The sequence below is a fragment of the Bacteroidetes bacterium SB0662_bin_6 genome, from assembly GCA_009839485.1.
GTDB lineage: Bacteria > Bacteroidota > Rhodothermia > Rhodothermales > VXPQ01 > VXPQ01.
The window spans coordinates 70,688-89,516 of sequence record VXPQ01000046.1; the positions used below are offsets into that span (position 1 = coordinate 70,688).

At 55.0% G+C, this 18,829-nt stretch carries 11 protein-coding genes; 3 read left to right on the forward strand and 8 right to left on the reverse strand.

Annotated elements, in window-relative coordinates:
• Window positions 1-171 precede the first annotated feature (171 nt).
• The 8 genes from F4Y00_08310 to F4Y00_08345 all read right to left on the reverse strand — a co-directional run bounded on the left by F4Y00_08310 (window position 172) and on the right by F4Y00_08345 (window position 13,799).
• The gene (locus F4Y00_08310) at window positions 172-1,656 is read right to left on the reverse strand and encodes a transmembrane Mn(2+) transporter (GenBank protein ID MYE04957.1); all 1,485 of its coding nucleotides are present in this window, start codon (window positions 1,654-1,656) and stop codon (window positions 172-174) included.
• A gap of 221 nt (window positions 1,657-1,877) precedes the next feature.
• Window positions 1,878-2,573, reverse strand: coding sequence for a hypothetical protein (locus F4Y00_08315; GenBank protein MYE04958.1), 696 nt, complete (start codon window positions 2,571-2,573; stop codon window positions 1,878-1,880).
• A 165-nt stretch (window positions 2,574-2,738) separates the two neighbouring features.
• Window positions 2,739-4,400: a hypothetical protein gene (locus F4Y00_08320; protein ID MYE04959.1), complete on the reverse strand. Its 1,662-nt coding sequence runs from the start codon at window positions 4,398-4,400 to the stop codon at window positions 2,739-2,741.
• A 12-nt stretch (window positions 4,401-4,412) separates the two neighbouring features.
• Window positions 4,413-7,877: a hypothetical protein gene (locus F4Y00_08325; protein ID MYE04960.1), complete on the reverse strand. Its 3,465-nt coding sequence runs from the start codon at window positions 7,875-7,877 to the stop codon at window positions 4,413-4,415.
• Between the two features lie 25 nt (window positions 7,878-7,902).
• Window positions 7,903-8,946, reverse strand: coding sequence for a PorV/PorQ family protein (locus F4Y00_08330; protein ID MYE04961.1), 1,044 nt, complete (start codon window positions 8,944-8,946; stop codon window positions 7,903-7,905).
• Between the two features lie 60 nt (window positions 8,947-9,006).
• On the reverse strand, window positions 9,007-11,790 hold the full coding sequence (locus F4Y00_08335) for a TonB-dependent receptor (protein MYE04962.1): 2,784 nt from the start codon (window positions 11,788-11,790) through the stop codon (window positions 9,007-9,009).
• Window positions 11,791-11,801: 11 nt separating this feature from the next.
• A complete protein-coding gene (locus F4Y00_08340) occupies window positions 11,802-12,176 on the reverse strand; it encodes a hypothetical protein (GenBank protein ID MYE04963.1) in 375 nt (124 codons plus the stop codon).
• A gap of 63 nt (window positions 12,177-12,239) precedes the next feature.
• Window positions 12,240-13,799: a T9SS type A sorting domain-containing protein gene (locus F4Y00_08345; GenBank protein MYE04964.1), complete on the reverse strand. Its 1,560-nt coding sequence runs from the start codon at window positions 13,797-13,799 to the stop codon at window positions 12,240-12,242.
• Between the two features lie 541 nt (window positions 13,800-14,340).
• On the opposite strand from F4Y00_08345, the gene F4Y00_08350 reads away from it, so the two are divergent.
• The 3 genes from F4Y00_08350 to F4Y00_08360 all read left to right on the forward strand — a co-directional run bounded on the left by F4Y00_08350 (window position 14,341) and on the right by F4Y00_08360 (window position 18,770).
• A complete protein-coding gene (locus F4Y00_08350) occupies window positions 14,341-14,883 on the forward strand; it encodes a D-lyxose/D-mannose family sugar isomerase (protein ID MYE04965.1) in 543 nt (180 codons plus the stop codon).
• Window positions 14,884-14,968: 85 nt separating this feature from the next.
• On the forward strand, window positions 14,969-15,931 hold the full coding sequence (locus F4Y00_08355) for a sugar phosphate isomerase/epimerase (GenBank protein MYE04966.1): 963 nt from the start codon (window positions 14,969-14,971) through the stop codon (window positions 15,929-15,931).
• Between the two features lie 97 nt (window positions 15,932-16,028).
• Window positions 16,029-18,770 (forward strand): hypothetical protein, encoded by a 2,742-nt coding sequence (locus F4Y00_08360; GenBank protein MYE04967.1) that lies wholly within the window; start codon window positions 16,029-16,031, stop codon window positions 18,768-18,770.
• Window positions 18,771-18,829: the final 59 nt, after the last annotated feature.

Consider the following 18,829-nt stretch of genomic DNA (forward strand, 5'->3'; position numbering starts at 1 on the left):
ATATAGGCACATGGTCAAACTCGGTGTAATCACAGATGGCATCAGCAGGGATTTCGAACGCGCGCTCCAGGTAATGACGGACATCAAGCCCCAGATCGTGTCGCCTTCTCCGCATTCTTGGACCCGTTCTTCGCCGGGGATAAGGCGGGCTGATTTTCCTGGTTTTTCAGTTCAAAAGACATCCAGGATGCGATCCCCGACCGCCCAGACGCCCATGACAACCAGAATCAGAACGCATGTCACTAAAAAAACATCCCAGGCCCGCCCCGGCAGGATCCGCTTGTCGCAGGTGCGATGGCGAAAGGCAACAGCGACAACGGCCACGATCGGAAGCATCATGCTCTGAAAAATCCCGGCCGCCAGGATCAGAAAGACCGGTCTGCGAATGATCAGCATGGACACCAAACCAATTAACGGGAAAAGCCAACTGAACTGGCGCACCCACCAATCTTTGGTCTCGTCGGTTTTCGCACCCACGCCCGCAACGCGCAAGGCATCCGCGCAAACGCGAGCATGTCCGGCTGGAGAGACAAATAAGGTGCTGTATAGCACTGCTATCGCACCCATTAGAAACAGCCAAACCCCTAACGTGCCGTATACCGGCTGATAGGTCTTTGCCAGAGTCGGGATCATTTGCTCGCCCACTGGATCGAGTCCTTGCGGGTGAAGCACTGAGGCCCCGAGCAGATAGAATGCAACCGTGCCGATGGTGAAAGCTGCAGCAGCGGCGAACGCATCCAGACGCACAACATTCAGCCAGCCACGCGCACGCTTGGCCCAGACATCCGAATCGTCACGCTTTCCGGTCCATTTCGCGTATCCTTTTTCAACGCAGAAGTATGGATATGCGATCAGGTCGGTTGCCGCCATACCTATGATGCCAAATGTTGCCAGAACGGCCGCAACCGGAGATCTGGTAAGCCCCTCAACCACCGGTGGGATACGGAAACTCAGTCCCGATCCGATGTCAGCCCAGGATATTGCCCATTCGGTCTGTAACTGAAGTGCTGCCAGACAGAACAGGGTTGCTAGCGTGAACAAACCAACCAGGATCATGGCCATGCGCTCGATCAGACGGTAGCGTCCACGCACAAGCAGGAGCATCGTTAGCGCCGTTGCCAGGGTAGCCCAAATCACATCGTCCCAGGTAAATCCTGTCGGGCGCGACTCAAGCATACTATCCATCCCGGATTGAACTGCTGCAGCGTCCCAGCTATCCTGGGCTGCCAGCAGTTCATTGTAGTCTCCCGTGAGTGGCAGTGCTATTGCGGCACTCTGCCCGACACCATGGACAATGCCGCCCAACTGGATAATGACCGCCACCATCATTATCAGCCAGAACCACATAACCAGATTCAATCTCATGATGCGTGGTCCGCGCAAGCCGGCCAGGAGGGCCATGGTTCCCTGCCCGGTCGAAATTGCATAGCGTGCCAGCTCGACCTGAATCGGCGTCTTTACCAGACAGCCGATGATAATCAGCCACAACAGCATGTAGCCAGCCAACGCACCTACCTTGGTCGTACCGACAAGCTCGCCCGACCCCACCACACCTGCTGCAATCACGAGCCCCGGTCCGACAAATAGCAGTCGCGACCGCAATGTTTTGGGAGCCCAACGAACGTCTGAAGATTTATCGGGCCTTAGCTCTTTCATTCTCTGCTCTTCTGTTTTTCAGTGTCGCTCAGTGGAAACACCTCCTCTCTGAGACAGCCCGCCTCCACTGGTTGTCCGCTTGAGCAGCTTGTGAAGGCAGAGCTCTCAAATGAATAAACCTTGAGATAAGGGCCTGAAATCAGGTGTGTTCCTCTCATGTCTCCATCCCCGGATGTGGTTGACCGGTTCGCACATAAAGCTCCATAGACTGTGCCTGGACTCTACCTCGGATTCAGTGTTATCTGAAAGTCGTCATACCTCGTCCCTCGTTCATATTTCTGCCTGATTCCGAAGTAGCCCGAAATCGGTTCAGTGATCGTGTCATCGACAAGGACAAGCTCATTGATGGTCCATCTCAGATTCGAACCCCTGATTTGGATTCGGTGACTGGCCCATTCCTTCTGAAATGCCGCCCCGGCGACAATAATCGTATCTCCCGCAATTCCCGATACATAGGCATCGGTGGTCGTTGAGTCGGTATCAGGAACCTGGGTCATGTATCCGAACTCCCAGCCCCGATCCCAGACGGGTTCGGTGGCGCCGAAGACGAACATGATAGGATCATTGTCAGATCGGTATTGCATGAAACTGATATCGATGCTCTCTACGTCCTCCGGAACGGGTGTCTTCGCAAAAAGCACCGAGTTGTGGGATCGCCCACCCTGCTCCATGTAGCCTGAATCGGGGGGAATGACCCAGAATCCTTTCTTGGGATCGCGCAGGTCGAGCTCATCACTGTGCGTCCAGTTCAGTGGTACATGACCGCCAGGCAGCACATAGCCTGTAAAACCAAGTCCTTCGGGTGGAGGTAGCTGGAGAACATTCTCGACATACTCACCCTGGGAATCGGCGCCAAAACTATCCTGAAACAGAACGCTCTCGGCACTGCCTTGCCCACACCCGGACAGAAGCATCATAGTGCACACAATAAGTGTTGCCCTCATGTCACCCACCCTTTGTTGTTTAATGGTTTTGCGTTTCTGTAGCTACTGTCGCCCGTCGTCAACATTCCGGACGCCTCTGATGTTGTGCTCGGTCCCGGACTCACGGGTGCGCAGTCAGGTTACTGCAGGCGCCGAATCCTAGTCAAGCCCATCCTCCTGCAACCATTTCTCAAACGTGTTGGTGTGGATTTGAATGACTGCTTTCTCTCGCAGGTCCTCCAGCGCCATCGCGAGTGGAAGATGCTTGGTCAATTCGCCCACGATCACTTCGCGTCGTTCATCCAGATCCACCGTCTCTGAGGTCCGCCGAACGACTTCAACGACGTACCAGTCGCCCCCGCCGGCGCCCAGAAGTATGGGGCGACCGAGAGGAATGGTACGCAGGTGATGCATCAGGCCCCCTCCGCTGGTGATATCCGCAGCCTCGAATCTCAAAAATCCATCAAAGGCTTCCGCGTCAACGCCGGCGGAAATCCTCTCCTGAGCTTGTACGGCCTGCTCGTATGAAGTTAGGTGCACACTCCAGTAATCGGCCATGACCCTGGTTGTTTCTCCCATTCCGGCCTGTTCAAAAGCATTCCTGATCTGCTCCTCGGTAGGCTCAATCCCTTCATGGTTTCGAAGTGCCCGCGCAGCGGCATTGGCCAGGTAGACCAATTGGTAGTAGCGAATCTCGTCCGCAACGAACGGTTCTCGATCCAGGCCCATTGCGAAACCTCGAGATGCCAGCACGTCGTTCCGGAGTGCCCGCCCCACGGAGGCTTCGGTGCTTTGGATGGCTTCCTGAAAGGGTAGCCCATCCAGCCATGCCAGGTAGTCTCGAAACAAGTACTGCCGGCGCTCGCCATCCATCGAGTACTCAAGGAGAATGGCGTCCTTGGACAAGCCTTCACTTACAACAGCCACTTCGGACGACGTCACCGTTACCCGTTTGGACGGTTCGTCCGGTGCTACTGCATCATTCAGTGCCTCATGGACGGCATTTATCACCGGGGCATTGACCCGAACGTTCAGCGCTTCCATCTGTGTGCGGACGTAGCGGTCGCCCTCAATGATATAGCGTCTCCGACGCGTTTGAAATCGCAGATGCTCTTTTCGAAGTTGGTACTCATCCTCCGTGAGCAGCGGATCATAGAGGCGATTCTCAGCGCGAATGATGTGCCAGCCGATGCCGGAGCGTACGGGTGTGGAGACCGAGTCCAGGTCGAGCGAGAAAGCGGCTTCAGTGAACGCGTCGTCGCCGCCCCAATACCCAATCTCTCCAATCAGGCCGGCGGTGGAATCCTGTACACCCGTGTTTTCGATAGCCAATCTCAAAAAGTCCGCACCATTCTGCAGCTCTTCATAGGCAATCCGGGCGTCATCGAACGTCTTGAATAACAGGTGCCGCACGATCCGCGTTTCCTTGCTCTTTTTGAAGGCTTCCCGGAGCTCTTCGTCGGTGGGCTGGGGAAGCTGCTCCGTAAAGGTCACCTCCACATACCGGCTCCCCATTATGCGCTTGGTTTGTCGCTCCACATAGACGCGAACCTCCTCGGATTCACCGAGCCCCAACCGCTCTGCCTCAAGCCCCAGTAAATACGTTGATATCAGGTTGTCAAGATGCCGGTATCGATTCTCCCTCGTATCGTCGCTGCCAGTGCGGATGAGGTACTGGACGTAGGTCCCCTTGAATCGCTGTACCGAGATGGAGATTCCCTCGACTTCGGCGACGATGCGATTGTCTATCCCGGCCTGGCCGAAGCAGAGTCCCGCAACGGCGCATGCAAACAAGACGTGAAGGATCGCCCTGCGGATCATTCACAAGTACCGCTATTTTACTATTGAGAACTTCCCTGTCGTCTCGCCAATATCCGGTGCTTCGACATGATAGAAGTATGTACCGAACGCAATCTCCTGGCCACCGTCCGTCAAAAGATCCCAGAATAGAGCACCCTCCGTTGAGGACCCGAAATGCTCCAACGTCCGAATGAGCTCACCCCGCAGGTTGAAGATGCTGATTGTACACGTCTGGGGCAGATGGATGAATTGCACTCGTCGCTCACCTCGACCCGTGAGGACAGACCGCGGTTCGAAGGCGGAAGCGCCGACATATGGATTGGGGACGACGGCAATCTTGTCCAACTCATCTACCGCTCTTTCAACATCAACTGATGCCGGTCTGATCGTGAAGTCGAAGTAGTCTCCCTCGTGATAGGACCGTCGCTGATGGACATAGAATTGGTCGCCCGGCGAAGGCGGAACACTCTCACCATCTGGTTGGAACGTTACGGCAAATCGGACTCGCCTTGGATGTAAGAAGCCGGATGAAAAGTATACAGTAATGGCATCACCGGGGTCGTAGTCCCCGGATTTGTCTACATCTCGAACCATCAACCTACATGAGGCATCGGTAGAGAGAATCCTGCACGTGATTGGGAGCTCGGCCCTGATGTAGCCTCCAGGAAAGGGTCCGATACTTTCAGGTTGGTCAGTCCATTCCAACAAAAAGTCGTACGGAGAGGCTGTGAACTCATTACGTGAGGGTTCAATGGTTGCGACCCAGTTGGTCGAGTAGCCGTCTACCTCCCCGGGATCGAGCGAGTACTCGTCGGTATTGCCGGCCTTCGATTTCCAACCGGACCTGTCGAGATCAATCTCAATGTCGTGATTGACGATCTCGACGGTGAAGCCATCGACGATGCGTGTGGGTTCGAGTTGCTCTGTACTTTTCTCCTCCAGTATCTCTCCGCTGGTCAGATCCTCCAGCTTGTAACCAGAGGTCTTGTACATCACCGGATTGGAGGCGGGCGTCGTGACAGACGTGAATGACAGGCGATACGCATGATCCAACTTGGCGCGATCTGAATCGAGCAATCTGACAGAGATGCTCCCGGTCCCCAGAGGATCATCAAATTTTTCCGACAACGTCCCCGATGGACTCGAGAGATCCTCGTTCGCCGAGCCCGCTACCTGGCCAATTGGGAGTGTTTGCGGCGTCACGATCGCGGCGTTCTTGGACGCCTCTATAACTTTGCCCGTGCGGTCCAGCCGGAAATTGAACACGTTCTCCTGCGGGTCGACTGTCGGCGCCACCACACCGGCTTCGGGATCCAGGTCCGCGTGGTCGTAGGCCACCAACGCATAGTAGTACGTCATTCCATTCTTGACGTCTTTGTCGACGTAGGTGAACTCGAGCCCTGTATCGGAGCCAAGAAAGTATTTCAACTCACCGAATTGGGCATCGACCGTCCCGATTATCCCGTTATCCAGATCCCACTGTGCAATCGGTTTTCTATAGACGGGCGTTCCGAAGACGTTCGTCACCAGTAACGCATCAGACAGGTTTTCGTCGGTGCCTTTGTAAAGCTTGAATCCTTCGAAATCGAATCTTTGCGAGAACCTGTCGAAACTCTTCACGGGCACCGCATCCCAGCTGAGATGGACTTGCCCGTCGCCCGGAATCGCTGTCAGTGTTGTGGAAAAAGGTGGCGTAGCGAACTGATAGTCGGCTTTGTATATCCGCTGCGCCCGCCTTCGATTACTCAGGAAGTCATCCTGATCGACTCCGAACATCCATGCGAGCGAAAAGAAATCTGTTCTATTTGGCCCAAGCGTGACAGGACCGGAGGCAAAGACGAGAAGTGGTTCGATCCCGGCGTCTTCCACAAACTGAGGGTCTGTTCCGAGCGGGAATTGTGCGACATTCACAATCCGATTCCACATCCAGGAATCGTGAATCATGTTTCCCCCGGCGCTATAGAATGAACGATTCCCCAGGTCAAAACCGGTCAGACCAATCTGGTCGGACTCGTCCACATCCAGGAGATCAAAGTTCGGCTCACATCCTTGCCCTATGACGCAATCGGGACGGCTGTTGCCCTCTCCGTTGTCCGGTCCCGGATAGTCCAGATCGTTCGGCCCAACGCCGTCCAGGCCAACGTCGTTGAAGAGCAATTCTCCGACGTCGTAAACGCCGTTTCCGTTATCGTCCTGAAGGCCGACCCAGTCCAGGTTCTCGTCACCGGTCCACCAGACGCCCCGTTGATAGGGTAACCTTTGTTCGAGCACCTCGTCGATCGTGGAGGCGCCATCCTGACCGTAGAAGCGAATGAAGTTATCGACATTGAAATTCGCCTGGACGTAGCTCTTTATCGCGTCCTGGCCTTCGATTAGCGTTCCCGGTCCGGTAAACCTCGACTCGTCAGTGATCCCGTCCTCGTCGTTATCCAGGCCGTCTGTAGAACGCACCGGGCTCTCGAGGAATGCTTCGCCGGTGTAACCCAATGGATAGGTAACGCCGTTTATCAGTCCGATTCCATTCCTGTCCCACCCGAATGAGACGTCAAGCTGGGGGTCAAAGGCGGCCGATTCGTCTCCCTCCGGGGGCATGTAGAAATTGATCATGTTGTTGAAATACAACTTCTCATGATTCGTCTGCCCTACGTTGTTGATCGCGAAGATGAGAAACATGATATCCTCGGCAATCGGATTTGCCCACTGCAGCGCACGAACCTGCACCTGAAGGCCCATCCCACCGCGTGTCCTGTCGGCCGGATCCGGGTAGTAGACACCAAACTGGCTAAAGGGAAGGCCAGTCTGCTCGTCGATCATGTACTCGCGTTGCTGCCAGTCGTCCATGATGTAGTAGACTTCCCAATCGGAGTGGAAGACATTCCTTCCAAACAGCCCGTTCCAGGACCCGTACCATCCCGGATCGTCTAAATTGTCGAGCCTGTCGGGCCAGAACTCCGGCCATGACCGAGGGTCGGTACTCGTTGCCGGTTCCGGTTTGAGTTGGCCCGTGAACAGATCAACGCGCTCGGGATTGTGGAACCCGGGAAGCGGCAACCAGCCCCATATATTCCCATACGGACCAACCTCGGTGCCATATCCGCGGTACCTGATGACCAGGGGGTGTAGCACCGTGTCGGGCCTGCCGCCATAGAAATCTCGCAGCATCGGCGTGCTGGTCCGGTCTCCGGGAACCTCACCAATAATGAAGACAGCGAGCCCATCCGTGTGCTTGTTAAACTCAGTTGGCCAGGCGCCACGAACGGAGCTCCCCGCAACTCCCCAGTTCACAATGCTCGACTTTATCAGATTTCCGAGCATGAACCCTTGAGCGTTCCAGTTCTCGTCTCCGTGGTACTCTGGCGGCACGGGACTCTGGCCGTACACCTGCTGAAGAGGCATGACTATCAGGGCCAGGAGACACAGCGTGCTACATCCACAGATGCCCGACTCGATAAGCACCCGGACACGTTTTTTGCCGGATCGATAAACGCTCGATGTCATGTGATGGATTCTCATCTTCGACATGCTAGAAGTGTAAGCGGAAGTCGATCATTCGAACGTCCCCAAGTCGGTCGAAGGGTACATACGCAAAGTCGAAGGCGACCCGGAGACCTCTCAAGCGAATGTCGAGCCCGGCACCGTAGGTCAGATGGCTATCGACGTCGGTCAATCCGAGATCCTTGTAACCCATACGGGCCTCGAGCAAGATCGTTTTTAGTTCATAACTTGCAATGCCTCCGACGTCGGCATTGAGATCGTTGTCATTGGTCTGGTGCGACTCTGCCATCAGAGAGACCTTGTACTGGCCCGCCCGCACTGCCGGAATCATGACGCCAAACTTGAAGGTCAGCGGGAGACTCCATGCGTCCATTTTTATGCGGGCTGGTACAGCATCCTGGTTGAAGTTTGTAGTGGGATCGATATCGATGTACTCCTCGGAATTAATACCGTCCATCTGCATCTTCCCTCCGAAATTCTGAATGGAGGCGCCTAACTGGATTCCGTTCAGATAATTGGTTTCGAGAACGAATCCTATGTCGAACGCGACGGCGGACGCTTTCATATCGCGAATGTTCTGTCTCACCCCTTTTGCCGAACCACCGAGGTAGAAATAGTCGGTGAGTTGCTGCGCATAGCTTAGCCCTATCGAGATATCCATCGAAGAGAACGTTTCACCGGTCCCTTCCGGCATATCGACCGTTCGAACCAGCTGATCCCCATAGTCGAGTTTAACCACGCTCAGGCCCACGGCTCCGGATCCGGTGACGGGGACCACAGCGCCCAGACCGGCGAAATTGACGTCAACAAACCACCTGTGATTCGAGAACATCGCCGATCCGCGCTGTCCAGAGGACGGGTGGGGTCGTGCAATACCCGCCGGATTCCAAAACAGTCCGTCCGCCCCGGTAGCCACCGCAGTGAAGGCATGACCTACGGCGGTGGCACGTGCTCCCACACCAAGGGTCAGAAACGTCGCGGCCGCCGTGCCCTTGCGACTCTGTCCATCAGCGGTCTGTGTGCTTCCGAAGACCAGCAGGAGAAGAAGCACGTGTGCCATTGGGTTTTTCATAGGTCGTCTGCACACAAGGTGTCAATCTTTTTCACGATGATGGTGCCGTTCCTCGCCCTGCTAAAGCCTCGTGCGGACGCCGAACCTGACTTGGCGAGGTGGGCCATAGAACGCAGCGTTGTAGAACCAGTCTTCAAGCGTATTCACGCCCCCAATTTCACTGCCGCTCCGCTCAAACAGAAGGCGGTTGTAGGATGTGGTCGGCGAACCCGTATCCGCATAGACAAAATCGATGATTTCCTGATCGAACAAGTTTTCGACTTGAACGAAGAACTGGAAGTTGCTGGGCAGAAAGCCGGGAGCCCAATACATCCGTACGTCACTGATGATCTGGGCCGGGCGATTCACGTTATTCTCTACGAAGGATCTCACAAAATCTCGTGCGGACGTGTACGGTGCTCCTGCCCGAAGCCGGTTGATCAGGGATACAGAGAACCGGTCGGACGGATTGTAGGTCAACTGGAGGTTCAGAACGTGCCTCCGGTCCCAATCGAGTCTGTACATGCGCCGGATGGGATCGAGGCCGGAGAGGAACCGGCCATATGCCTGGTCCGGATCTGAAGCTGTGCCGTCAGCGAACTGAAGTGTGTAGTCGATATCCCAGGCGACACCACCTCTCCGCCGTTGGAAGACCGAGAGTGTCAGGCCGAAAATGGTTCCGTAGTCGATGTTAGTCCAGTGAATGGCGGGTGTGACATACTTGCGATCCGTCGTGAATTCCTGTCCGGTCAGGTTTCGTATGTCCTTTGAGAAAATGGTCAACTCGACGCCCAGGTCACTGGTCAAGGCCTGCTGCAGGCCGACCTCAAATGCGAGCGTCCTTTCAGGATTGATGCCCGGGTTACCATACGTGTTCGACCCGGCCGTCGGATCGACCTCAAACTCGGGATTTGTATAAAGGAGGCTCATTGCCGGTATCTGGAAAAAGAGACCTGCCGAGAATCTCACGACACCCGTCGCGGATATGGGGAACGCAACACCTAATCGAGGACTCAACTGGAATCGGGGTTCAGTGTTTACCCTGTTCGACGTCGAATCGCCGGGTTCGGGAGTCGAAAGGTCGGCGATCATCTCACTCGGGGCTTGACTCCAGTCGATCGGTTGAACGTAGTCGGCATCAAAATAGTCTGCTCTCAAACCGGCATTGATTATGAGGTTTTCGAATTCCATCTTGTCCTGGACGTAGCCTGACAACTCCGTTGGCGTCGCACGTAGCCGCTCATCGTTGAACTTGTTGGGTGACACTATCGGCTGCCACTTCGTGCGAGAGGAAATTTCAATGCCATAAAGGCGGTTGTCCAAACGATGGAATCGGCCCTGAAAGCCAACCTTCATCTGGTGGACTCTCGTCAACTGATTCGTATAGTCCGCTCGGAACGTGTGAGAAGCGGTAAGTGCATCCCATGTAGAGAGGTCGTTACCTCCGACTGAAAAGGCATTCTGACCGACAAGTTGATTATGCTCAGGCGATACGTATCGCTGGTCGAGTATGCCGGTGGACTCAAAGTCGTCAGGAATCTCATACAGGTACCTGTCGGACTTATCATGTAGAAAGCTATACGAAAATGAAGAAAAGGCGGTATTAGAGTGTAAAATCCGAGCCGTCAGGATGTGTGTCTGATTCAGTTCATACGACTTGTTTTGCCCCGTTGGTACGTACTTGTCGCCGTGGTCGATATCGCGGGCCTCACCCAGCGACAAAAAGGCGTTATAGTCGAGTTTGACGTTTTGAGATACCTGCCAGATCAGATTGGGGTTGGCAAAGAGCCGCTCACTTTCCGACGCAACGAAGTCGCCCGTTCCGGAGGATTCGATGACCCATTCGTCGGCAGGAAATGAGACATCTATTGCCGAGGAGTCACTCGGTGAGAACCAGTCGCGTCCAATCACGTGCGACGACTGCTTTCGGTACCTTCCCGTCAGGCGAAATCCCAAGCGATCCCGCATAAGTGGTCCACCAATGTCGAACTGGTAGTTCCGCCAGTTTGGTAGATTTGCCGCCTCGGTATACGGAACCGTAACGGTTTCAAAATCGGCGACCGAGTACGTATCCTGATCATTTGCTATTCGATTCAGGTACGGCACCTCCCGGCTGCTCAGGTAGGTTCCAACGTCAGCTTGCACAGACGCACTCCAATTTCGCGGCGCAGTTTTTGTAACTATGTTGACGACACCTGACAAGGCCTGACCGTATTCGGCGTTAAAAACCCCGCTGATGACCTCAAGATTTGCCACCGCATTCTCCTGGACCTCGAAAGCTGCAGTATTCGAGAAGACGTTAGTGATCGGAACACCGTTGACAAGGTAGGAGACTTCCGCGGCCCTGCCACCGCGGAAATGGCCGTCGACGACGCCTGCCTGAAGGTTGATTGCGTCTTCGAGACCTGCCAAAGGGAGGGCTTCAAGTTGCTGTTCATCGACAACCGACGTGGTGGTTGTACGGCCCATTTCGACAATAGGCCGTTCCGCTATGATCACGACCTCCTCGCCCTCTATCAAGGCAATGCGCATTGTAACGTCAATTCGAGTGGTCTGATCGACCCTGACCTGCACGTTTTCGACCCTGGTTTCAGAAAACCCGATAAACCTGAATGACACGGTATACCTATCGGGATCAAGTTTGATTATCTGGTAGAAGCCATCCTCATCCGTGACGGCACCGCGTAACGGGCTGGTTCCTTCAACGATCACCTGGACGCCGGGAAGAGGAGAACCCTCGTCATCCACCACCGTCCCTGCAATCTTGCCAGTCTCACCGGCAATCGCTTCAGCCGTGAGCCCCAGCGACACGACGGCTATTAACAGGCTCCGACAGAGTAGTTGCACCCGATACCTCGTTTTCATAGATCTCGTATCTATTCGTCCCGTGGCATGGTCGAAAAGGTCACGTTTAGCCGATAGTCCAGGAACGGATTGGGATCCGACGACTCCGTCACATACGACCCGTCGAAGGTTACGGTGACGGGGTGCTGGAGTTTGAGTTCACCATCGAACGACCAGGATCGCATTTCCGCTTCGCCGCCAAGCTGGAATTCCTGCCAGGATCCTGGACCTCTCTTTGGGTTACCAGCAGCGGATTCCGGCCGTCGTAGCCATACAGTATCCGAGCCCGAGCCGACCAGAACGAAATCGGTAACGACTCCCTGACCGGCCGCGTGGGTCCAGTGTAATGAACCCGGGGTAACCACAGATAAGATGCGAATACCCGTCATGGCCCGGTCCTCGATCAAGTATCACGAGCGCGGCGGGGATTGCCCCGCCACGCTCGGAACAGATATCCTCCTTCCCCTACTTCATTTCATCAACACTGCCTTTGCAGTCACAACCTTTCCGGTGGCCATCTGCTCGAAAGCGAAGAAGTACATCCCGCTTGCACGGCCTTCCATGCTTACAGGCACTGACACGGAACCGGGTATCTGGTTTGCGAACGAGCGCTGCTCAACGAGCTGTCCAAGTACATTGAAGACGCGCATCTGATAATCACCGCTTCGGTCCAGGGTGACGCGCATCGTTGTCGTCGGATTGAACGGATTGGGATATAGACTCTCGATAGCAAACCCATCAGGGATCTCGGGAGCGTCATCCGCGTCGACAGTGAGCATCCCGGTGACGTGGATGGTTGCCGAAACGCTCCTTAGAGCATCGCCTCCACCTCCGCCTTGCGTGTATGGAGTGGCCGTGATCATGTACGTCCCTGCCTCTAAAATAAAAGCCGCGGCCGCCGTACCATCCAACGGATGGTAATCTCCACTTACGTCTCCCGCGATGGCGTAGGGCGGCGCCGTCTCTGTCTTACTCCAATCTTCATCACCCTCACGCGTGAAGACCACGCTGCCTACGTCCACGAATGCAGCCTGAATGTTAATGTTTGACGTTTGCGCGGACAGGTCGAGGGTATCGCCATCGGCAATTTCCCCGATGGGCATGTCGGTGTCCGCATTTATCAGAACGAAACCAGTGAAAGCGATGTTTATCTCAGCCGTGATGCCCTCATTACCGGCACCAGGAGGGCTGAGGGACCAAGGAGTCGCCTTGAGGTTCATGACACCGGATTCGGTGTGATGCGGATCTGAAAAGATGTCGAAGGGCGCACCCCCTTCCACTTTCTCATAAGGCATTGTCCCAGTCCCATCATCGTTCTCCACATCCACCCCCGCACCCGTAAGCACATAGAATATGCTAGCGATGTTAGCGCCTTCTGCACGGATATACAGGCTGTCTGGCACGTCGCCCTCTTCGTCCCCCCGGTAGAGATTCATGCCATCCTCGAGCGAGAAGAGATCTAGCTCATCCCTGTCTTCTCCTGCTCCATCAGACAGTATCCAGTCGGTGATGACCAGGGTCGTATCCAGCCCGAATGTGGCGGCTGTACCCGTCGCTGTGAAGGACACGATAAGCGAGTCCCCCGGTACCTGGGTGTCCGGGTCCCCTACAGGGTCGGGATGGTAATAGGGGGTGGCTGACACCATGTAGGCCGCCGGATCGAGATTCCCGGGGAAAAAGTCACCGGTGCTGGGGTTATCGCCCCATAGAGCGTATGGAGCAACTGATTCACCTCTGCGATAGTAATCCCAAACCCCATCGGTGGCCAAGTGGAAGTGAACCCGGCGAATAGAAAAATCGCCCGAGTCGGCAACCGCCTCAATATTGATGTTCCGGCTGGCCAGAGAGTCCAGCAGAAGTTCGTACCCGTCTTCGAGAACGGCTATCGGGGTATCCGTATCCGCATCTATAAGGTTAAACGAGGTGATCGACGGTACCTGCTGAGCATATAGGCTCAAACTCATGACAGGCAGGAGCACTATAATGAAAAGGGCCCGACCCAATAGCCGGGGAATCGTAGCGTTTTTCATGACTTAGTCCGGGTGGGTGAAACTCGACAACAGCGGGTTGTTAGTGGTTATCCATCGGATCGCGAGCAAGTCAAGGACAGGCAAAGCCCATCGGTTACCGGCTACGCCACGACCTGTTATTACCACGGCTCCGTATATCCTGTGCACATTGTACACATTACAATCTTTAAAAGCAAGGACTCTTGTAAAACTGCCCAGAGCAATTGGCGGTAGCGATGGGTCGAGCGGCTTGATTCTGTGCAAGTAGCTCGGATGACGTGGATAACCGATACCTTTGCGCCGTCGCCCCGGCTTGCGCTTCGGTCACTGCGGCTTCTTTTCCTTCGGCGCAGGCTTCTCTCGTGCCTCGGAACCCTCTTGGCACACCGGGTTCTGTGTGGTTGTATTCTATGTATACATAGTGTACATTGATTGATAGCAACACGTTTTGACTGGAAGAAAAGCGTCATTAGGTTTAGGAAACGCCCTTTTCGATTCACTGTCCTGTCCCAATTAGTATAAACTCGAATAACGCGACAAAAACTCGAGAAGCGCAGCTATGATAACCAGATCCGAAGTCAACAAGGCCCGGAAACGAGCCGCCGACATGATCGAAGAAGCCGGTATCATCATCACCGAGAAGGAAAAACAGGATATCGACGTCGCAGATTTTGGATTAGGCCAGCTTGAAGTTGAGGGTGTCCAGATCCTGACCTACTTCAGTACCGATCGCATCAGTGCCAAAGTGCTGGTCCTCTTTCCCAATCAGACTGAGCCGGAACACTGGCACCCTCCCGTCAGCGATGATCCCGGCAAGGAGGAGATCGTTCGTTCGATATCCGGAAACCTGAGATTCTATGTCCCGGGCGACGACAATATGACGGTGGGATTTATCCCGGCCGGAAAGGATGATTACTACACCATGCGCCACGAAGTGGTCTTGCGGCCTGGTGAGCAGATTCACCTGCCACCAGGGACGAAACACTGGTTTCAGGCGGGACCGGAGGGTTGCGTGCTGTACTCGTTCTCAACGTGTGTTCGGGACGGCCTCGATGGATTCACCGATCCAAACATCATTCGGTCCACCAGAATCGTGGAAGACTAAGACCCTGTTTGGTAAGATGGTTCCGCGTTCGCCTGAAGACCTACTTGCCAAACAGGCTCTAAAGACCACACAGATATAGACCATTATGAAACTCAGCATCATTACAGCGTTCCTCGGTCGAACGCAGGACAGGTTCTCCGAGTACCAACAGCCTACATCTGTTCGCGAACGACTGGACCTCGTAACCCAGATCAAGGGTGTCGACGGCATTGAGATCGTCTACCCTTACGAAACCGGGGACCCCGTGGAAACCAAGTCCTGGATGGACGAGCGCGGTCTGAACTTCGCGGCGATCAATGCCAACATCAAGAAGGAACCGCGGGTCGTACCCGGGGCGTTGTCGCGGCCTGACCCGGAAATAAGAAGGAGCGCGATCGAGATAATCAAGGGCGCCAAGGATTATGCAAAAAAGGTTGGCGCTCCCCATGTGACGTGTTGCCCGCTTTCCGACGGGTACGACAATCTGTTTCAGGTCAACTACGCCAAGGCGTGGCGATACATGATCGAAACCGTTGGAGAAGCAGCCGACTACCTGCCTGAAATCCCTCTCTTCATCGAGTACAAGTTCTCTGAAACGAGGGTACATTGTCATTTGTCAACGTGTGCGAAGACGTTGCTGTTGCTAAAAGAGGTTGGTAACCCAAGTGTCGGGGTAACCATCGACTTCGGCCATGCAATGTATGCGGCGGAAAACCCGGCGCAGAGTATTGCTCTTTGCGTAGAATCCGGCATCGACTACTATTTGCACACGAACGACAACGACAACCGATTTGATTGGGACCTGGTGGGCGCAACACGGAATTTTCTTCATTACGTAGAATTTCTGTTCTATGCGATGGAATTCGGGTACGACAAGTACTTCACAACCGATGCTTCGCCGCGAGTCTTCGATATGCTTCGGTTCTTTAACAGCCATTCGGACATCAGCCTGGGGATCTGGCGACTGGTTCAGGATATTGATCGAGCCAAGTACCTTCGTTTGATGGAGGAGGAGAACGCCGAAGAACTAATGGATCTGGTGAACCGGGAGATCTACCGGGTGACGTGAAGCGGTCGGACGCCGGTATGAAGGCTTCGGAGTAGCATACCGGCAGACAACCTCAACAACTGAAACGAGTCTACGCGTTATCGGAGCGCGCTCAGGTATGGTGTGGCATCGCCCGGAGGCATCTCGCATCAGGATGAGGGGCATTGGCATCGCTGTGCTCGCGCTTCTCCTGACGCCTCTCCTTCTGGCCGCTCAGCCTCAGCGACCCTCCTTTAGCGTAGAGAGGGGATTCTATGATGCTCCATTCCGCATCATTGTGAGCGCCAACGACCCGGGGGCCACAATTTACTACACGGTTGACGGAAGCACCCCTACACCGTCGGAAGGTTTTGCATTTGAAGAAGATCTGTACATATATAAGACCATCGTGGTCAAGGCCGTTGCGGCGCTTCCGGACGGCCAGGTGTCAGATGTGGAAACGCATACCTACATTTTTGTGAACGATGTAGTCCGACAGCCTAAGGAAATAGATGGCTGGAAGGCCGACAGATACTGGGCCGGTGGAAGGGCATATGTCGACCACGATTATGAAATGGATCCGGAAATCGTTGACCATCCTTCTTACAGCGGTGAGATCAGGGCGGGATTACTTGCGATTCCTACGATTTCGCTATCGATGGATCGCGACATGTTTTGGCGAGTCTATGATGGTGACGCAGAGGAAGTGGTTGCCGTTGAGATCCTCTATCCGGACGACCCCGAAGCAAGTCACGCAAGCGTGGGAGGACTGGTCGCGCACAGCCACGATCGGCTCAAGAGGTCACTTCGTCTGACTTTTCGCTCCGAGTACGGTGATGGGAAGTTTGACACCGACCTCTTCAGGCGTGCCCTTTTTCACGGCGATTCAGCGACGGACAGGTTCGATCGCATTGTATTGCGGGGTGGCAATAACCGTTGCTGGGCACGAAACTGGAACGACGGCAAGGCCGCCTATACTCGCGACCAGTGGTACCGTGACACCCAGCTATCTATGTCGGGTGTTGGCGCACGGGGCGTATTCGTCCATCTCTACATTAACGGCCTTTACTGGGGCCTGTACAATCCTACCGAAAGACCAGACTCGTGGTTTGCCTCAGCATATTTCGGTGGCGATAGGGAAGAGTGGTTTTCGATAAGCCACGGCGGTGCACGCAGCGGCGATCCTGTGCGGTGGCACACGCTCACACGAGATATCATGCGGCGTGCCCTCGGCAACCCATCCAACTATGCTTTGATACGAGAGTACATCGATGTCGAACCCTTCGCAGACTATGTCATGCTGACGTGGTTCACTCGGATGACCGACTGGCCACGCAACAACTGGTGGGCGGCGGTTCGAAATGTACCTCCCGGTAAAACGCAATTCTTTGGGTGGGACAATGAATGGTCCTGGTACCAGACTGGAAGCTACTCGTCCGGAGGCGCCTGGGTACATCCGGACTTCAGGTCAGGGACTAACAGTACGCAGGCAAACGCTGGCGGGCTGTGGCACGCATTGCGCAAAAATCCTGACTTCATGATGATGTTTGCAGATCGGGTCTACAAACACTCCTTCAACGGAGGGGCGCTTTCCGACGATGCATCTCGTTTGAGGTGGCAACAACTCAACGACCACGTCAGGGCGGCGATTGTAGCAGAGTCTGCACGGTGGGGCGATGCCATGGAAGAACACGGGCACCCTACCCGCACGCGGGACGTCGATTGGCAGAATGAAGTTGATGCCGTCGACGCACTCATGAATGGAAACGTGGAGAGATTCATATCTGCACTTAGAAGGGAAGGCTACTATCCCTCATTGTTGCCTGCAGCCTTCAGTATACCTGGCGGTGAGGTGGAGGGAGCGACAACACTCAGTATCTCGAATCCAAACTCCTTCGGATCTGGCGAGATTCTCTACACAACGGACGGCACCGATCCGCGCCTGCCCGGCGGAGATGTTTCACCGCATGCATTAACAGCGACGTCCAACGCTTCGGTTCAAATAGACCGGACGACTCTGGTTCGGGCGCGGATACACGATGAAACAACATGGAGCCCTCTCCATGAGGCGCTCTTCATAATTGAGGCCGACTATGTACCCCTCAAGGTTACCGAGTTGATGTACCACCCGGACCAATGCATGCAGCACGATCCGGACGACTGCGAATTCATCGAGCTGCAGAACACGGGGAACACCACTATTGATCTTTCCGGAGCGTCATTCTCTGATGGGATTGGCTTCGCCTTCTCCTACCCTACAAGCATGGAACCGGGAGCGTTTCTTGTTCTTGCCTCTGACTCGGCGGCTTTCCGCCAGCGGTACGGGTTCGGTCCATTCGGGCAATACACGGGGCGACTGTCCAACGGGGGTGAGTCGCTGGCGCTTGAGCACGCGTTTGGAGATGTCATCTGGGAAATGGAGTACATGGATGAAGCGCCCTGGCCAGAGGAAGCCGACGGGCACGGCTACTCGCTGGTCCTTGTGCAACCGGACCAACAACGTTCGCCAAATTCGCCGTCCAGTTGGCGTACGAGCTCTTCGGTAGGGGGTTCACCAGGTGCATACGATGCTGCAGCAACATCGGTGATGACACCCCAGCCTAATTGCCGTCATGCTGTCGGCAGTCCCTATCCGAATCCGGTTCATGATCACGTTACCATACCGGTCGAAGCTTGCAGGCCAACCTCCATCCGCATTGCCTTGTATGACATACTTGGACGAAATGCGGGATATATCATGCATGACGTACATGTTCATCCGGGCCCGCATTGGGTCGAGGTGAATCTGCCTCCTGTCTCGCCGGGGATATACCTAATGCACCTGGAAGACGACGGAGACACACTGCAAGCCAGACGGCTTATCGTCGTCCTGAACCGTTAGCCGGCACGTAAATCAGGCGAGCCCACCGCGTCGGAGTGGATACGCGTTGCACGAAAGGT